Source organism: Roseovarius sp., from assembly GCF_027019125.1.
Lineage (GTDB): Bacteria > Pseudomonadota > Alphaproteobacteria > Rhodobacterales > Rhodobacteraceae > Roseovarius.
In genome coordinates, this window is the sequence record NZ_JALUXE010000014.1 from 143,135 (window position 1) to 160,441 (window position 17,307).

Below are 17,307 nucleotides of genomic sequence, written 5' to 3' on the forward strand. Positions count from 1 at the left end.
CACGCCCCCGCGATTTTTCAAGCCCGAGCTTGCACTGCCACGCCGCGCCGTGCAATCCCGTTTGCGCGCGGCACATCCCGACGTTGCCCTCGGGCGCGTTTTCTGGAATGACGGAACGCACCGCAGCGCAAGAGGCCCGCCATGTTTCCGAATCTCACCATCGTCGATCACCCGCTCGTGCAACACAAGCTCACCCTGATGCGGCAAAAGGAAACCTCCACCGCCGTCTTTCGCCAGCTTCTGCGCGAAATCAGCCAGTTGCTCGCCTACGAGATCACGCGCGAATTGCCGATGACCACACGGGCCATCGACACGCCGCTGATGGAAATGGACGCCCCTGTCCTCGCCGGGCGCAAACTCGCGCTCATTTCGATCCTGCGCGCGGGCAACGGTCTGCTCGATGGCATGTTGGAGCTGATCCCCTCGGCGCGCGTCGGCTTTGTCGGCCTCTACCGTGACGAGGTCACGCTTCAACCGGTCAAATATTACTTCAAGGTTCCCGAGCAACTTGGCGAACGCCTCTCGATTGTGGTCGATCCGATGCTGGCCACCGGCAATTCCTCCGCCGCCGCCGTGACCATGCTGAAAGAGGCGGGCGCCCGCGACATCCGCTTTCTCTGCCTGCTTGCCGCCCCCGAAGGTGTCGCACGCATGCAAGAGGCGCATCCCGATGTGCCCGTCGTCACGGCCGCTCTCGACAAGCGCTTGAATGACAAGGGTTATATTCTGCCAGGGCTAGGGGATGCGGGTGACCGCATGTTCGGCACTAAATAAGCCAATTACTGTTTACTAAACAGCAAAAATAAGGCAACCTGCCCCCAATTGATGTTGGGGGCGTAATGAGACTTTCACCACTTGCCATTTTGGCGTCGACCGTCCTGCTGCTTGGCACGGTCGATCTGTCCGCACAGACCCTGCGCACTCCTGCGGAACCCGCCGAATTCCCGCCCAGCAGCTATCAGGGTCGGCAATATGTCGATAGCGCCGGATGCGTCTTTGTGCGCGCGGGCGTCGCGGGGAATGTCACTTGGGTTCCACGCATCACACGGGGCCGCGATCAGCTCTGCGGCTTCCAACCCAGCCTCGCCCCCAGCGCTCAGGCCGCCGCCCCGGCAGCCGCGCAGCCCGTGGCACAGGCCGCCCCCAAACCCACGCCGCCAGCCCGTACCGCACCGGCACCCACCGCACCCCGCGTCGCCACGGCGCCCGCACCGTCCCCGGTCGCCGCCCCCGTGGTCGCGACCCAGCCGCGGCCTCGCACAGCCCCGGTCCAGGTGGCCTCTGGCACACCGCTCAGCGCCCTGCGCCCCGAGGCCGATCCGCGCCCCGTGGCCCTGCGCCCCGCCACAACCAGCGCGGCCCCTGCCCCCTCTGCCCGCGCCGTGCGCCTGACCCAACCGGATCCCGCACGCAGCGCCTGCGCCAACCTCTCGCCCGTGTCCGCCGCCTACACCGTCCAGCACAAGGGCTCTCCGGTGCGCTGCGGCCCGCAAAAATCGGCACATGTGACCTATGGCAACGGCGGCAGCCGCTCGCTTGCGCCGCGCCCGGGCACTCCGGCCACGCCCGAAACCGTGCCGCCCTTTACCCGCGTCGCCCCGGCCCGCGTCTATGCCAGCCAGCAGACCAGCCTCGCCGGCATCTCGGTCCCCCCCGGCATGCAGCCGGTATGGGAGGATGACCGCCTCAACCCCTACCGCGCGCACCAGACCTTCGAAGGGCGCGACCAGATGCTGCTGATGTGGACCAACTCCGTGCCGCAGCGCCTGATTGACCGGCGCACGGGAACCGACGTGATCCACCAGTACCCCGGCCTGCAACCGCCCTACACCAGTTTCGAGGCGCAGCGCGCCGCCGGTGTCACCGTCGCCACCCAAGGCCGCTACGTCCCCGCCCCGATCACGGCCCGGCAAGTGGCACAGGCCAATACGCAACGCGCCACGGTCTCGACCCGTTCGACGCCCGCCAAGGATGCACCGAGCGCACCCAGCCACCGCTATGCACAGGCCGGTCTCTTTGCCGATCCGGCACAGGCGCAGGCCGCAGCCCAGCGTATCGCCGCCTCCGGGCTTCCGGCACGGCGCGGCAGCGTCACGCGTGACGGGCGCACGCTTACCCTCGTGCTGGCCGGCCCCTTCGCCACGCAATCGCAACTCAGCGCCGGGGCCGACCGCCTGCGCGCCATGGGGTTCAGCAACGTCACCTTGCGAAAGTGAGGCAAGGGCGGCGGCTTAGCCCCGCCGCCCGATCAGCCGTGCCATATCCAGCATGCGGCAGGAAAATCCCCACTCATTGTCATACCAGCCAAAGACCCGCAGCAGCCCGCCGACCGAAACCGAGGTCTGCGGCCCTGCCACGATCAGGCTCTCGGCACGTGCGCGCAGGTCCGACGACACCAGCGGCGCCTCGGTCCAGCCCAGCCACGCATGCCGCGCCGCCGCCTCTTGCAGGTGGGCATTGACGCCCTCCGCCGTCACATCGGCGCGCAGTTGCACCACCAGATCAATGCAGGACACGCTCGCCACCGGCACGCGGATGGCCCGCGCCTCGATCCGCCCCTCAAGACCGGGCAGAACCAGCCCCGTCTGATGCTGGGCGCTCGTGGTCGTGGGCACCATCGACAGGGCAGCGGCGCGGCTGCGCTCGGGCGCATCGCGTGGCTTGTCCACCGTGGGCTGACTGCCGGTGTAGCAATGTACCGTCGTCATCTGCCCGCTGACGATGCCATAGGCCTCGTCCAGAAGCCGCGCCAAAGGTGCCAGCGCATTGGTCGTGCAAGAGGCATTGGAAATGATCCGGTGATCACCCAGATCGCCCTCGTTCGCCCCGATCACCAGCGTCACATCCGCCTCCGCCGAGGGGCCAGAGACCAGAACCGCCCGCGCACCCGCCTGCAAGCCCCGCTCGGCCACCGCGCGCTTGCCGCCCATGCCGGTGCATTCCAGCACGAGATCGACGCCGCTCAGGTCCAGCGTGCTCAGATCGCGCGCCGCATGAAACGGAATCTCCTGCCCGTCCACCACCAGAACACCGGGCCGCGTCGTGACCACACCGGGCCAGGGGCCAAACACGCTGTCATATTGAAAGAGATAGGCGCAGGTCTCGAGCGGCTCGATATCGTTGATGCAGACCAGCTCAAACGCCGCCCCCTCGCGCATCAGGATACGCAGGATGGTGCGGCCAATCCGGCCAAACCCGTTGATGGCAATACGAATACGGTCCTCAGACATGGTGCCCTCCCGGCAGACAGGTCAACACCGCTGACATTGCTGTGCCGATCCGGGAAACACCAGCCCCGAAACATAATTTGATCAAATCCGGGCGCGCTACCCCCGCTCAGGCCTGAACCCAAGGATCAGATTGGGCCACATCGCGCGGGGCCGCCGTCAGACCGTTCATCCGCGCCATGGCCAGAACCAGCCCCCGCGCCTCGGTCAGCGACAACACCTCATAGCGTGGCCCCGCGCGCTCTTGCGCATAGTCCAGCAGGTTGCAAGACGCCGGGCAGAGCGCCATCAGGCCGTTCTCCGCGAAAATCACCTGCTCGCTCTCGAAGTGCAGCACGACCACCTCGGCGCCCGGTTCGGGCATCACCCGTGCAACCCCCGGTGCTGCCTCCAGCGCCACACCGGGCAAGAGCGCAAAGGGATCGCCCCACAGCGTCTCGGCCAGATCGCTCTCAACCATCAGCACCTGATGTGGCATCACGCGCAGCGGCGCACGATTGCCCAAAACCCCGCGCCCGACGTCCAGTGGCCAGAACCGCTGAGGACAGGCGGTCTCACCCGTCCAGACCCGATGCCGCGTCACACCGCATAGCTGCTGCATACCCGAGTCAAAGGTCACGACGCGATCACCCGCGCAAAGCGCCTGCACCGGACGCCAACCATGGCTCGTGGCCACCCGCGTCCCGCTCAGCAGGCCGCTCAGCACCCCGGCAGGTTCCTCCACCCGTTCCCGCGCTGTTTCGCGTTCCGTTATACCAAACAAACCCAGCATACAGGTCCCGGCCCCTTTGCATGAATTTCTACTGCCCCACAACGATGGGCGCGCTCTCGGACCCGACGACTAAGGCATAGTTAACGTGACCCGTTTTGGGTCGAATTCAGGCAGGAATGTGGCACCGTCGCAGCCGGGTGGACAACGCGATCATAGCCGCATGATTGGCATCCAAGGCCCGGGCAATCTCACGAACTTGTCAGCGGCGCTCAGAACCGATAGCCGAATCGTGCGATGTCCTCGGCGGCACACTCCGCCACGATCTGCACCGTCCGGGCGTCATAATACTCGGCATAGGGGCCCCGCTCCGAGCGATTGGCCGGGGTCACCTCCAGCGTGAATCCCAGATGCGCCCAGAGCGGTGCTGCATCCTCTTCCAGATGCTCGAGCCGGATAAAGAGCCGACAATACTCGCGCCCGTCCGCCGCCGTCATGTAATGCCGCGCCGGGGTCGCGCGGAGCGCGGCCTGCGTCTCGGGCGCCGCCAGAAAGCCATTGAAATCGCGGTCCTTGGCCAGATGCACCGCCGGGTGATCGAAATCCTGCCCGCGCAGCCAGTGATAATAGCTCACCATCCGGTCCCAGGGGTTGCGCACCAGCGTAAAGGTAAAGGCTGCCGCAACCTGCTCGGCGCTCACCAGCCCGTCGATGTCGCTCAGCGTCGAATGTTTCCACAGCCGCCCACGCGTCTCGACACCGCGCAACCGCGCCCGCCTGCGGCGCGCCTTGGGTGTGTCGCCGATCAGAATATCCTCGGCCTGCGCGCGCGCCTCCAGCGCCAGCGACAGTGCGGTGCCGCCGGTCTTGGGAATATGCACGAAAATGTAATTGCGGCCGGGCGAAATGATCATGCCTCCACCCTAGCCGCTGCACCGCCACGCGAAAGCCCTTTTCGCCCGCGTCCCCTCAGCGCATCGCGTCAACCAGCACCCGCGCCTCATGGGCACGCAGATCAGACCGTGCGCTCGGCCCGTAATCTGCGCCGCCTTGGGCAAATATATCTGGAAAAAGCCTGCGCAGCTCCGCCTCTGTCTCGGCATCGAAACTGCCCCGCGTCATCTGGCCGGGATGATAGCTCTCACTCCAGAGCCCATTGCCGCGCACGATTTCATGCTGGTCAAACAGCAGATGCACATAGATCACCGCCGCGCCGTCACAGCGCCGCGTGATCGAGCACTCATTGATCAGCGCCACCGCCTTGACCAGCACCTGAGGCGCCCCAAACAGCAATTCCGCATGCGGCGAGGCCACGAGGATACGGTGATTGGGCGACAGTTCCAGCGCCGCGTGCCGCCCCAGCGCGTTGGCGGCCAGAGCCACCGGCGCATCCGCGCCCATTGCCCGCCTCGGGCTCCGCCCGATCCAGCGCAGGGGCTGCGGCCCATGATCCAGCGTCAGCACCAGATCGCCGGGGCGCAGCGCCTCGATCGCGACCGGGCCCGTGGGCGTGTCGATCAGCGTGCCTTGGGTAAAGCAGGGCGCCACCGTGTTCAGCGTGACAAAGCCCACGTCGGTATTGCCGAACTCGTCGGCCACCGTATAGGACAGCATGTTCGACGTGCCCACCGCCTCGGCGGAGGTCACAAGCACGAACCCCGTCGCCGTCATCTCAAGCGTCTCGCCCGTGGCAAGCGTGATCGTATCGCCCACGACCACCGGCTGACCGTTGACCTCGGTTATGGTCAGCGTCCCGCCCACCGAACTCGTGTCATTGGCCAGCAGATCGGTTTCCACCGGCGAAAACGGCGTCACGTCGATCACGTCATCCCCGGCAATCAACGAGGTCTGGATCGAATTCCCGGCGATCAGCAGGTTGCTGTCCAACGCCCCGTCGCCCCCATCGGCAATGCCGATCTTGATCGTATTGACCTCACCGGCCACCACCGGTGCCTTGAGCGTGAGGGTGACGGTGAACCCGTCCATCTCGGTATTGTAGGTGTCGGCCGTCGCGGCGTTATCGACATAGAGGTTGGAGTTGCTGACATCGTTGATGTTGTTGATGGTGATGTCACCGCTGCCCACCGTCAATTCGGCCTGCACCCCGTTGACCCAGACCCCCACGGTATCGTTGAACCCGGAATTGACCCATTCGAGGTATTCCTCGGACGAGAACACGATCTGCATGGTCAGCGTGCTGCCCTGGGGCACAAACTCGGCCTCAAAGACCGCCGCGTCGAACGTCGCCTGCCCCGAGAGCGCGGACAGATCCGCATCCCCCGCCAACCCATGATCGGTCGAGGTATCGGCCACAAGGTTCGGATCCGCCAGAAGGTTCAGCAGACCGGGATCGTTGGTGACATCCACCGCGTTGCCCGTGGACAGGATCACGCCCGTATCGGATGGCGTCAGATCCGGCGCGACCGTGTCTCCATCGCTATAGATCCCCGACGCGCTTGCCGCCCCCGTGTAGCTGGCCGAAACGATCGTGATGCCATGGCCGAACATGGCCACGGCCATGTCCATCGCGCTGGCCGTGGTATCAATCGGCAGTTCCGAGGCTGTGGCCATCTCAAGTCTCCGTGCAGCTTTGCAGAGAGACTGGCACCCGAATTCTCAAGAGCCGTTTAACGCGCACACGCCAAACGCTCCCAATTTTAAGTAACCCGGCCACCCGCCGGACACTTGCAAGCCCTGCGTCAACCGCCATATTTGGCTCAGAAACATGGGGAAATCCGATGGGCTATCTGCGTACTGGCATTCTGATGGCGGCGATGACCGCGCTCTTTCTGGGCATCGGCGCGCTCTTGGGCGGCATGGGCGGGGCGATGGTGGCGCTGATCGTGGCGCTCGCCATGAACGCCTTCAGCTGGTGGAATTCCGACCGCATGGTGCTGCGCATGCACAATGCCCGCCCCGCCTCGGGGCCAGAGGGTGCGGCGCTCACCCAGATGGTGCATGACATGGCCGATGCCGCCGGCATGCCGCGCCCGGCGGTCTACATCCTCGACAACGATCAGCCCAACGCCTTCGCCACCGGGCGCAACCCCGCCAATGCCGCCGTCGCCGCCACCACCGGCCTGCTGCGCAGCCTCAGCCGAGAAGAGATTGCCGCCGTCATGGCGCATGAGCTGGCCCATATCCGCAACCACGACACCACGATCATGACCGTGACCGCGACCTTCGCGGGTGCCATCTCGATGCTCGCCAATTTCGCGATGTTCATGGGCGGCAACCGCAACAACGGCATGGGGCTGATCGGCACGCTGGCCCTGATGATCCTCGCCCCCCTCGCGGCGGGCCTCGTGCAAATGGCCATCAGCCGCAGCCGCGAATACGAGGCCGACCGCATCGGCGCCGAGATCTGCGGCAACCCGCTCTGGCTCGCCTCCGCGCTCGAGAGGATCTCGGGGCTGGCCCAGCGCATCGACAATGACACCGCCGAGCGTAACCCCGCCACGGCGCATATGTTCATCATCAACCCGCTGCACGCCCATGCCCATGACCGGCTCTTCTCCACCCACCCCAACCCCGCCAACCGCATCCGCGCCCTGCGCGAAATGGCCGGCGTACGCGCCCAAAGGGGGCCTTGGGCGTGAGGGGGTAGGCCGGAGTCTTCACCCCAAGGCCGAGGTTATTAAAGCTGTCATGCGCCCCAGTCCCCAATGCGCGGAATCAAGGTGCCGCAGGCACCGCCGCGCAGAGGCGCACGCCTTGGACACGAGGGGGGAGTAGGGTGTCGCCGCGCGGCGCCCGTCCGCCGGGTGGGCGCTGAACCCGTGCAGTCTGGCAATTAATCCCAGCCAAACACCTCCGCGCTGGCAGCATGTTGCAACGCTGCAAAGGCGCCCGCCCGAGGGGGCGGTCGGGCGCCGCGCGGCGGCACCTGCGGTGCCTTGATTCCGCGCATTGACTAGGGCCGCACGGCGCTGAAGCGCTGCCACAGCGCATGTTCTCACGTCATCAATGCTGCACTACGCACCAAGGTCACCAATGCGCAGGGAGCGGACCTTGCAAAGTTGTAGTACATCATTGTGTTGTGTGATCATGACGACTCGCAATGTTCGACTCTTCAGGGGAGATCACCAAACAATGCCTAGCATTCGTCTCGGGCTCGCAAGGGCGCCTGATTTCTTAGCCAAAGCTCGCCGAGAGCTTCAAAGATACCAGAATGCCGATGACCCAGCCGATCGAGCCGACCATGCTCTTAACCTCGCGGTGACCATCCATCATCTAGCCGATTGGACATATCATCATGGCTTAGAGCTAGGATGCGAGCTCGGCAATATTGGAAATTTCCTAGGTCGAGCCCGGGATGCCAACGGCTCTTTAAAACTTCTCCATAAGATCGCTGACACGACAAAGCACCACACATTAAGCCGACAGAATGTTCTTAATATTCAGGTCGATGAAGTCGGCCACGGCAGGCTAACGGTGCATCAAGATTTCTTAGGGATTGATGTTCAACGACCACAAACCAGCGTGCCGGGGGGCAGGCTCCTTGGCGTACGTACATTGATTGATGATGATGAAGTCGTGGGATACGAGTCGATCTTCGAAGGAACGAAGGTGACAAACAGAGGTGTGGGCCGGTTCTTTGACCCAATCTGCGAAGAAGCAATCACCTTTTGGGATGAAGTGATACGCGAACTAGAAGCTGGCAATCGACCGATTTGGCTATGAAGAATTAACCTATTCCACCGGTCGGCTCCATGGCTGCTTCGGGCCAGCGCTCACACTTGATGTGTTAATCGCGACTGTCAGAAAGGGCTGGAATCCGTCATAACACGGATTAGACCCGAGGCTCCACTAAGCCCCCCTACCCCTCCCCCTTCAACACCTCAGGCCACCGCGCATCCCCCCGCGCGATGAACCCCGGCACATCCGCCTGCCACTTCTCCTGAATGTCGTCGTTGAAGTTGAGGTAAAGCTTGCCCTCCACGATCGCCCAATTCTGCGGTTGCGTTGAGTAAAGCTTGCCCTTCTCCGCCACCGCCCAGGCGCAGAAGCCGCCATATTGCGGCGCGTAGCGGGCGGGGTCGGCGGCAAAGGCGTCGCGGTTCTCGGCACTGGCGAAATGCCAGGTCGCGCCGTTCCAGTCGTAACGATGCGCAGGGGATCCCGCCACCGGGCGTCCCTCGCTGAAATAGCCCACCGGATCGGTGCCGCCCAGCGCCACGCCCTCCGGGGCATAGACCGGGGCTGCCGCCAGTTCCTCGAACCCGCCCCGCCCCCATACGAGATAGCCCGCCGCCCCGGCCCCAACCAGAACCGCTGCCGCCAAAACGCCCCGCCGTGTGATCATCGCGCGTCTCCCCTGCCGATCCAACTCTGCGCTCACCTAAGCACGGGTTCGTGAAATCCAAATCACGAAACCGCCAGCGCCCCCTTGCCATTGCCTTTGCCGCCGCAAATCCCCTAAAAGATGCGCAAACCCCAACGCCCGGAGGTCCAATGCCCGACGCCCAGCCCTTCCTCTCCGCTTTCCACCCGGTCGAAGAGGGCTGGATCGACTACAACGGTCATATGAACATGGGCTATTACACCGTGCTTTTCGACCGCTGCGCCGATGAGGCATTCGAGGAAATGGGCTTTGGTCCCGAGTATCGCGCCACCCGCAACCTCACCACCTTCAGCGCCGAATTCCACATCCGCTATCTGCGCGAGGTGAAACTGGGCGATCAGCTTCGCAGCAGCTTTTATCTTCTCGACCACGATGGCAAGCGCTTTCACTTCTTTCAGGAACTCTATCACAGCGATGGCTGGATTGCCGCCACCGGCGAAGGGCTGACCCTGCATGTGGATCTCAACGGCCCGCGCGTCGTGCCCATGCCCGAGGATGTCGCCGCGCGTGTGGCCGCGATGGCCAAGGCGCACGCCGCCCTGCCCCGCCCCGATGGCATCGGCCGCCGCATCGGCCTCAAACCCAAGGGCTGACCCGAACGATGCCCACCGTCCTGCTCATCGAACAGGCCCTCAACGGGCTGCAATTCGGGGTGATGCTGTTTCTCATGGCGGCCGGGCTCACGCTCATTTTCGGCGTGATGGGGCTCATCAACCTGGCCCATGGCTCGCTCTACATGATCGGTGCCTTCGCCGCCGCCTGGGTCGCAGGGCTGACCGGCTCGTTCCTCTTGGCCCTCGCCGCCAGCCTTGCCGCTGCGGCCGTGGCGGGCGTGCTGATCGAACTGCTCGTCATCCGCCGCCTCTACGACCGCGACCATCTCGATCAGGTCCTGGCCACCTTCGCCCTCATCCTGATCCTGTCTGAGGGCACCCGCTGGGTCTTTGGCTCTTTTCCGCTCTATCTCGACACGCCCGACTGGCTCTCGGGCACGCTGCGCCTGCCGTTTGGCATCGACTATTCGCGCTACCGCCTTGCGATGATCGGCGCAGGGCTGGTGATCGCCGCCGCCCTCTTTGCCATGATCTCGAAAACCCGCCTCGGCATCCGCATCCGCGCCGGCGAGAATGACCGCGAGATGATCGCCGCCCTGGGCGTGAATATCTCGGCGCTCTACACGCTGGTTTTCGCCCTCGGCGCGGCCCTTGCGGGCTTTGCGGGGGCGCTCATCGGGGCGGTGCAATCGGTGCAGGTCGGCATGGGCGAGCCGGTGCTCATTCTCGCCTTCGTCGTCATCGTGATTGGCGGCATCGGCTCGATCAAGGGCGCGTTCATCGGCGCGCTTCTCGTCGGTCTGACCGACACCATGGGCCGCGCCCTTCTTCCAACCGTCTTCGCCACCTTCATGGACCCGGCGGCGGCCAATTCCGTCGGCGCCTCTCTCGCCTCTATGGCGATCTATATCCTCATGGCGGGCGTCCTGACCTTTCGGCCCCGTGGCCTCTTCGGGGCCGCGACATGAGCCGCGAAACCCTGCTCAACGCCGCCCTGATGGCCATACTTCTGCTCTTCCCCCTCTACGCTTGGGTCATGGACGAGCCGTTTCTGATCACCCTCACCACCCGCGCCGTGATCCTCGCCATCGCCGGGGTCGGGCTCAACATCGCGCTCGGATTCGGCGGGCTCGTCAGCTTTGGGCACGCGCTCTTCTTCGGGCTGGGCGGCTATGCCATGGGCATCCTCGCCTATCACGCCCAGACCTACACCAGCGTCACCGACTGGCCCCTGACAATTCCCGGCACCAAATCCATGCCGGTGATCTGGGTCATCGCCACGCTCACCTCGGCCCTCGCCGCGCTCGCCGCCGGCGCGCTCTCCCTGCGCACCACGGGGGTCTACTTCATCATGATCACCTTGGCCTTTTCGCAGATGTTCTATTATTTCGCGATCTCCTGGCCCACCTATGGCGGCGAGGACGGTCTTTCGATCTATGTCCGCAACGGCTTTCCCGGCCTCAACACGATGGACCCGATCCAGTTCTTCGCGCTCTGCTATGGGCTTCTGGCGCTGATCCTTTTCTTCACCACGCGGCTTGCCCGCTCGAACTTTGGCCTCATGCTGGGCGCCGCACGGCAGAACGAGGCGCGCGTTGCCGCCGTTGGCCACCGCCCCTACCGCCTCTATCTCATCGCCTTCACGCTCTCAGGCGCGATCACCGGACTTGCCGGCGCGCTTTTTGCCGATCTCAACCGCTTTGTCAGCCCGGTGATGTTCTCCTGGCAGACCTCGGGCGAGATCATGGTTTTCGTGATCCTGGGCGGGGTTGGCCGTGTCTTTGGCCCGGTCGCCGGGGCCGCACTCTTCATCCTGCTCGAACACAGTCTCGGCGGGCTCAGCGATTATTGGCACATCTACTTGGGCGCGATCCTGCTTGGCACCGTGCTTTTCGCACGCGGCGGGCTCTACGGGCTCATCGCCGGACGGGAACAGCCGCATGACTGATCCCATCCTCGACATTCAGGGGCTGACCAAGAGCTTTGGCGCGCTCACCGCCAGCCGCGACATCACGCTCGATCTCAGACCCGGCGAGATTCACGCCCTGATCGGCCCCAACGGCGCGGGCAAATCCACCCTCATTGCCCAGATCGCCGGCGCGCTGCGCCCTGACGCAGGCCGCATCCTCTTTGCCGGGCAGGATGTCACCGCGCTAGATACGGCGGCGCGCGCGCGGCGCGGCATGGCGCGCACCTTCCAGATCTCGGCGCTGCCGATGGACTATACCGTGCTGCAAAACGCCCTGCTTGGCGCGCTTGGCCAGCGCGGCGATGTGGTGCGCTTTCTGCGCCCCGTGCTGCGCGATGCCGATCTGCGCGCCCGCGCCGAATCCGCACTCGAAACCGTGGGCCTGATTGACGCCCGCAACACCCGCTGTGCAGAGCTGTCGCACGGGCAACGCCGCCAGTTGGAGGTGGCCATCGCCCTCACCCTGCGCCCGCGCGCCTTTCTCATGGATGAACCCATGGCCGGGCTTGGCGCCGATGGCACCCGCGCCCTGACCACGCTGCTCGACGGTCTGCGCGCCGAGGCCCCGATCCTCTTGGTCGAACATGACATGGACGCGGTCTTTGCCCTCGCCGACCGGATCAGCGTACTGGTCTATGGCCAGATCATCGCCACCGGCACCGTGGACGAGATCCGCCGCGATCCCGAGGTGCGCAGCGCCTATCTCGGCGATGATACGGACGAGGTCGCGCCATGACGCTTCTGTCCCTCACACAGATCACCGCCTCTTACGGTGCAAGTCAGGCGCTGTTCGATGTGAACCTCTCGGTGCGCGAAGGCGAGGTCGTGGCCCTCATGGGCCGCAACGGCATGGGCAAATCCACCACCGTCAAGGTGATCTGCCGCCTCCTGCGCCAGAGCGGCGGCACCGCGACCTTTGCCGGGCGTGACCTCAGTGGCATGCCCGCCCACCGCGCCGCCCGCGCAGGCGTCGGCCTTGTCCCCGAGGGGCGACGCTGCTTTGCCAGCCTCACCGTGCGCGAGAACCTCATCGCCGCCGCCCGCCCCGGCACATGGGACATGGCCGCCGTCACCCGCCTCTTTCCGCGCCTGGCCGAACGTCAGGATCAGATCGCCGCCTCTCTCTCGGGGGGCGAACAGCAGATGCTGGCGATTGGCAGGGCGCTCATGACCAATCCCCGCCTCCTCATCCTCGACGAGGCGACCGAAGGGCTGGCCCCGGTGGTGCGTCAGGAAATCTGGGCCGCGCTCGCCCGTCTCAAATCCGAAACCGGCATGGCGCTCTTAGTGATCGACAAATCCATCCGCGAACTCGGACGCGTTGCCGACAGCGCCGTGATTCTCGAAAAGGGACGGACCGTCTGGAGCGGACCGTTTGGCGCGCTCACCCCGGATCTCACCGATACCTATCTCGGGGTCTGACACCACCGCCCGACCTTACAAAACTCGCGTGAAATTGTAAGTTTTGTCAGGTCGCCCCCCCAAGAAGTCCTCGACGGGCGCGCCAAGGCTGGTCTAGTCTGCCCGCAGGCATGGGCTGGGGACCTGTGCCCGATTGGGGACAGAACGGATGTTTGCTCTGATTTTCAAGCGGTTGGCGCTTGGGCTGGTCACAATCTGGCTGGTCTCGGCGCTTATCTTCCTCGGGGTCGAGGCCCTGCCCGGCGACGCGTGCACCGCCGTCCTGGAACGCGACGCACATGGCGAGGCTCTGGAAAAATGCCGTGAAATCATGGGGTTGAATGCACCTGCGCTCAATCGCTACCTCTCTTGGGCGGCCTCTGCGCTACAGGGCGATTTCGGTGTTTCCGCGAATGGTCAGGAAAGCATCTCGGAACTCGTCGGTTTTCGCGTTCGCAACTCGTTCTTGCTGGCAGCGGGGGCGCTAAGTGTTGGAATTCCCTTGTCTATTTTCCTTGGCACCGTCGCCGGTCTGCGCCGTGATACCTGGGTCGACATTCTTTTCTCCACTGGCGCAATCCTCGCCATGACCATTCCCGAATTCGTCGCCGCCACCATCCTGATCCTTGTCTTTGCCATCTGGCTGGGTTGGGTTCCAGCCATCGTCCTTACCCCCGCCGACGCGCAACCCCTTGAATTTTTTCCTGAATTCATCCTTGCTGCGGTGGTACTGACCATGCTTATGGTGGCTCATATCATGCGCATGGTGCGTTCATCCGTGATAGACGCCATGGCCAGCGATTATGTTCAAATGGCCACGCTCAAGGGCGTCCCCTATTGGCGGATCGTGTTTCGCCATGCCCTGCCCAATGCCCTTTTGCCCGCAATCAACATCATCGCCCTCACCGTGGCTTGGCTCTTGGGTGGGGTGGTTGTGGTCGAAGTTGTCTTTAATTATCCGGGACTTGGCCGGCTTCTGGTCGATGCCATCTCGGGCCGTGACCTGCCCGTCGTGCAGGCCATCACCCTGATCGTGGCCGCGACCTATGTCGCCATCAACCTGATTGCCGACATTCTCAGCCTCGCCCTCAACCCGCGCCTGCGCAGCCACCACATGAGGCGGGGATGAACCGCACCTTCGCCATCCTCCGCGCCATGGCGCATCGCCCCTCGGGTGCCATCGGCCTTGCCCTGGTCCTCAGTCATCTTGTGCTGGCCCTCATCAGCCCTTGGATAGTTCCCTTTGATTACAAGGCGATGAACGCCCTCCAGACCCTCACCGGGCCCTCGTCCGAGCATTGGCTCGGCACCGATCACCTCGGCCGCGACGTGCTGACGCGCGTGCTCTTGGGCGGGCGCGAGGCCTTGGTGATCACCGGCATCGCCACTCCGATTGCCCTTCTCTGGGGCGGTCTCCTGGGCGTCTACCTCGGTTTGCGCGGCGGTTGGGCGGACGACATCACCCTGCGTCTTGTCGATGCGTTCCTTGCCCTGCCCGGTATCCTGCCGCTCTTGGTCTTGATCACCGTCTTTGGCAGCGGCGGCGAGGTTCTGATGCCCACATTGGCGTTTTTCTTCGGGATTCCAGTGATCCGCGTCGCCCGCGCCGCAGCGCATGAGGTGGTTGCCCGCGATTTCATCGCCGCCGCGCGCGCCCGTGGGCACCGCCCGATGGACATCGTGCGCCGCGAACTCTTGCCCAATGTCACCGATGTTTTGTTGGTGGAAGGCGCGATGCGCTGGTCCTGGATGCTCTTGGGCTTCTCCGCGCTGTCCTTTCTGGGTTTTGGCGTCGCCCCGCCACGCCCCGACTGGGGGCTGATGGTTTCCGACGCCCGGGTCTACATGTCGTTGGCCCCTTGGGGCGTGATCGCACCGGTTGTGGCCCTCTCCAGCCTTATCATAGGCATCAACCTCTCGGCGGACGCGCTCGCCAAGACGCTCGGCCTTGATCAAAGCCGGGCGGCGGTGGTGTGACATGAGCACGCCCCCCCTTCTCGCCATTCGCAAGCTCTGCGTCGGCTTTCGCGGGCGATCCGGTCGCATCCTGCCTGTGCTGCATGAGGTCGACCTGACGGTCTGCCGCGGAGAAAGCCTTGGTATCGTTGGAGAAAGTGGTTCGGGAAAGAGCACGCTGGCACTGGCGGCCATGGGTTATCTGAAACACGGGCTCGTCAGGCTGTCCGGCGAAGTGATCTATAACGGCTCTGATACCTTTGCCCTCTCCGCGCAAGAGCTGTCGAAGGTCCGCGGCGGGCAACTGGGCCTCATCCCGCAGAACTCCGGACAGGCCCTGACGCCGACCCTGCGGATCGGGCAGCAAATCAATGAGGCACTGCGCCTGCACTGCGCCCTGCCAGAGAGCGCGCATGCGGCACGGGCGCTGGATCTTTTGACCCAGGTGCGCCTGCCCGACCCCCAAGCAATCCTGCACCGCTATCCGCATGAATTGTCGGGCGGCCAGCAACAGCGCGTGGCCATCGCCATGGCCCTCGCCGGAGAGCCGGACGCGCTCTTGCTGGATGAACCGACTACCGGACTCGATGTCACCACACAGGCGCATATCCTCGATCTGTTGCGCGATCTGGCGCGCGCGCGCAACATGGCCATGGTCTATGTCAGCCACGATCTGGGCGTCATCGCGCGGGTCTGCGACCGCGTTCAGGTGCTCTACGCCGGGGAAACCGTGCTGACGGGCCCCACCCGAAGCGTGCTCCGCCACCCTGCTCACCCCTACGCCCGCGGCCTTCTGGCTTCGATCCCTCGACTTGGCGACAGCACCCTCCCACGGGCATTGGAGGGGCGTCCGCCCGGACCAGAGAGCGCCCGCGCGGGATGTGCCTTTGCTCCGCGCTGCACCATGGCGACCGAGACCTGCCAGACCACCCGTCCCCCAATGGTTGCAGGCGAGGCGGATCAAATGACGCGCTGTCACTACCCGGCCGAAGTTGAGAGTATGCGCTCCGGACATGCCGGAACGGCGCTGACCTGCTGCTCCGCAGATAGTCCACTTGCCCTCTCACTCGACAGCCTCGCGATCTGCTACGGGCGTCCCGGTTTCTTTGCGCGACTGACGGGGCAACCTGCCCCGCCAGCAACAGTAGACGGGATCACGCTTGACCTTCGGCGCGGCGAGACACTGGGATTGGTGGGCGAGTCCGGAAGCGGCAAATCGACGATCCTGAAATCTATCGCCGGTCTCCTGGCCCCCGCAAAGGGCCGGATCAGCCTCGACGATGGCGCGGCCCTGCCGTCTTTGGCCGACGATCGCCGCCCCGATCAGTTGCGGCGCATCCAGATGATTTTCCAGAACCCCGACGACAGCCTCAATCCACGCCAAACGGTCGGCGAGATTCTGGCCCAACCCTTGCGGCTCTATTTCGGGCTCAGGGATAACGCGCTGCGCGATCGTGCCGCCGAACTGCTCGAAACGGTGCGGCTTGGGGCGCATTACCTGGACCGCCGCCCGGGGCAGCTTTCGGGCGGTGAGAAACAGCGCGTGGCGGTAGCACGCGCCTTTGCCGCGGGGCCTGACATCGTGCTCTGCGACGAGATCACTTCGGCGCTCGACGTTTCGGTGCAGGCGGCGGTTCTGGAATTGTTGAACGATCTCAAAGGGATGCACGGCACCGCTTTTGTCTTTGTCAGCCATGATCTGACCGTGGTGCGTGCGCTGTCAGACCGGGTTGCCGTGCTCTATCAGGGGCGGATATGCGAAACAGGCCCGGTTAATGCGGTCTATACGCAGCCCTCGCACCCCTATACCGAGGCGCTCTTGGGCGCGGTGCTAGAACCTGATCCGGATCAGGTTCCCCGGCTTTTGGCCGAAGATTCGGTGGAGCTTTCACCACCCGCGCGGGGCTGTCCTTTCCAGCGGCGTTGCCCGGTCAAACAGGGCGCGGTCTGCGAAACAGACACACCACCCGCACAAGAGGTCGGGGACGGCCATGTGATCCATTGCCATATCCCGCTGCATGAGCTGCGTCGCATGGGACAGCTCGCCCGGAAAACCTGAAATGACGTCACTTCATCTTCGGTGAAGAGAACCGACCGCCCCAACGAAAAAGCCCGGCCGAATGGCCGGGCTTTTCCATATCTTGTCA

17 protein-coding genes are annotated in these 17,307 nt (G+C 64.5%); 12 read left to right on the forward strand and 5 right to left on the reverse strand.

Going from position 1 to position 17,307, the window contains the following annotated elements; all coding sequences use genetic code 11:
- Positions 1–141: 141 nt before the first annotated feature.
- The gene (upp, locus tag MVC20_RS06765) at positions 142–774 is read left to right on the forward strand and encodes a uracil phosphoribosyltransferase (RefSeq protein ID WP_297539664.1); all 633 of its coding nucleotides are present in this window, start codon (positions 142–144) and stop codon (positions 772–774) included.
- A 65-nt stretch (positions 775–839) separates the two neighbouring features.
- The gene (locus MVC20_RS06770) at positions 840–2,216 is read left to right on the forward strand and encodes an SPOR domain-containing protein (protein ID WP_297539666.1); all 1,377 of its coding nucleotides are present in this window, start codon (positions 840–842) and stop codon (positions 2,214–2,216) included.
- A 15-nt stretch (positions 2,217–2,231) separates the two neighbouring features.
- Here the strand turns inward: MVC20_RS06770 and MVC20_RS06775 are convergent, their stop codons facing one another.
- The 4 genes from MVC20_RS06775 to MVC20_RS06790 all read right to left on the reverse strand — a co-directional run bounded on the left by MVC20_RS06775 (position 2,232) and on the right by MVC20_RS06790 (position 6,507).
- Positions 2,232–3,230 carry a type I glyceraldehyde-3-phosphate dehydrogenase gene (locus tag MVC20_RS06775; RefSeq protein WP_297539668.1) on the reverse strand — a complete coding sequence of 333 codons (999 nt, stop codon included), beginning with the start codon at positions 3,228–3,230 and terminating at the stop codon, positions 2,232–2,234.
- A 106-nt stretch (positions 3,231–3,336) separates the two neighbouring features.
- Positions 3,337–3,999, reverse strand: coding sequence for a Hint domain-containing protein (locus tag MVC20_RS06780; RefSeq protein ID WP_297539670.1), 663 nt, complete (start codon positions 3,997–3,999; stop codon positions 3,337–3,339).
- A 209-nt stretch (positions 4,000–4,208) separates the two neighbouring features.
- A complete protein-coding gene (locus MVC20_RS06785; protein ID WP_297539672.1) occupies positions 4,209–4,850 on the reverse strand; it encodes a sulfotransferase family 2 domain-containing protein in 642 nt (213 codons plus the stop codon).
- 55 nt (positions 4,851–4,905) lie between these two features.
- Positions 4,906–6,507: a choice-of-anchor L domain-containing protein gene (locus tag MVC20_RS06790; RefSeq protein WP_297539674.1), complete on the reverse strand. Its 1,602-nt coding sequence runs from the start codon at positions 6,505–6,507 to the stop codon at positions 4,906–4,908.
- A gap of 167 nt (positions 6,508–6,674) precedes the next feature.
- Between MVC20_RS06790 and htpX the strand changes: the two genes are divergently transcribed.
- The gene (htpX, locus tag MVC20_RS06795; protein WP_297539676.1) at positions 6,675–7,535 is read left to right on the forward strand and encodes a zinc metalloprotease HtpX; all 861 of its coding nucleotides are present in this window, start codon (positions 6,675–6,677) and stop codon (positions 7,533–7,535) included.
- A 448-nt stretch (positions 7,536–7,983) separates the two neighbouring features.
- Positions 7,984–8,619: a hypothetical protein gene (locus tag MVC20_RS06800; RefSeq protein ID WP_297539677.1), complete on the forward strand. Its 636-nt coding sequence runs from the start codon at positions 7,984–7,986 to the stop codon at positions 8,617–8,619.
- A gap of 136 nt (positions 8,620–8,755) precedes the next feature.
- On the opposite strand, the gene MVC20_RS06805 is transcribed toward MVC20_RS06800, so the two are convergent.
- Positions 8,756–9,241, reverse strand: coding sequence for a YHS domain-containing (seleno)protein (locus MVC20_RS06805; protein WP_297539679.1), 486 nt, complete (start codon positions 9,239–9,241; stop codon positions 8,756–8,758).
- 149 nt (positions 9,242–9,390) lie between these two features.
- Between MVC20_RS06805 and MVC20_RS06810 the strand changes: the two genes are divergently transcribed.
- The 8 genes from MVC20_RS06810 to MVC20_RS06845 all read left to right on the forward strand — a co-directional run bounded on the left by MVC20_RS06810 (position 9,391) and on the right by MVC20_RS06845 (position 17,219).
- Positions 9,391–9,873 carry a thioesterase family protein gene (locus tag MVC20_RS06810; RefSeq protein ID WP_297539681.1) on the forward strand — a complete coding sequence of 161 codons (483 nt, stop codon included), beginning with the start codon at positions 9,391–9,393 and terminating at the stop codon, positions 9,871–9,873.
- Positions 9,874–9,881: 8 nt separating this feature from the next.
- Positions 9,882–10,802 (forward strand): branched-chain amino acid ABC transporter permease, encoded by a 921-nt coding sequence (locus MVC20_RS06815; protein ID WP_297539683.1) that lies wholly within the window; start codon positions 9,882–9,884, stop codon positions 10,800–10,802.
- Positions 10,799–11,782: a branched-chain amino acid ABC transporter permease gene (locus MVC20_RS06820; RefSeq protein ID WP_297539685.1), complete on the forward strand. Its 984-nt coding sequence runs from the start codon at positions 10,799–10,801 to the stop codon at positions 11,780–11,782. The genes MVC20_RS06815 and MVC20_RS06820 overlap by 4 nt, the downstream gene beginning before the upstream one ends.
- Complete coding sequence (locus MVC20_RS06825; protein ID WP_297539687.1) at positions 11,775–12,539, forward strand: ABC transporter ATP-binding protein; 765 nt, start codon at positions 11,775–11,777, stop codon at positions 12,537–12,539. The genes MVC20_RS06820 and MVC20_RS06825 overlap by 8 nt, the downstream gene beginning before the upstream one ends.
- Positions 12,536–13,225: an ABC transporter ATP-binding protein gene (locus MVC20_RS06830; RefSeq protein WP_297539689.1), complete on the forward strand. Its 690-nt coding sequence runs from the start codon at positions 12,536–12,538 to the stop codon at positions 13,223–13,225. The genes MVC20_RS06825 and MVC20_RS06830 overlap by 4 nt, the downstream gene beginning before the upstream one ends.
- 148 nt (positions 13,226–13,373) lie before the next feature.
- A complete protein-coding gene (locus MVC20_RS06835; protein WP_297539691.1) occupies positions 13,374–14,333 on the forward strand; it encodes an ABC transporter permease in 960 nt (319 codons plus the stop codon).
- On the forward strand, positions 14,330–15,181 hold the full coding sequence (locus MVC20_RS06840) for an ABC transporter permease (RefSeq protein ID WP_297539693.1): 852 nt from the start codon (positions 14,330–14,332) through the stop codon (positions 15,179–15,181). Before MVC20_RS06835 ends, MVC20_RS06840 begins: the two co-directional genes overlap by 4 nt.
- A gap of 1 nt (position 15,182) precedes the next feature.
- Positions 15,183–17,219, forward strand: coding sequence for an ABC transporter ATP-binding protein (locus MVC20_RS06845; RefSeq protein ID WP_297539695.1), 2,037 nt, complete (start codon positions 15,183–15,185; stop codon positions 17,217–17,219).
- The last annotated feature ends 88 nt before the right edge of the window (positions 17,220–17,307 follow it).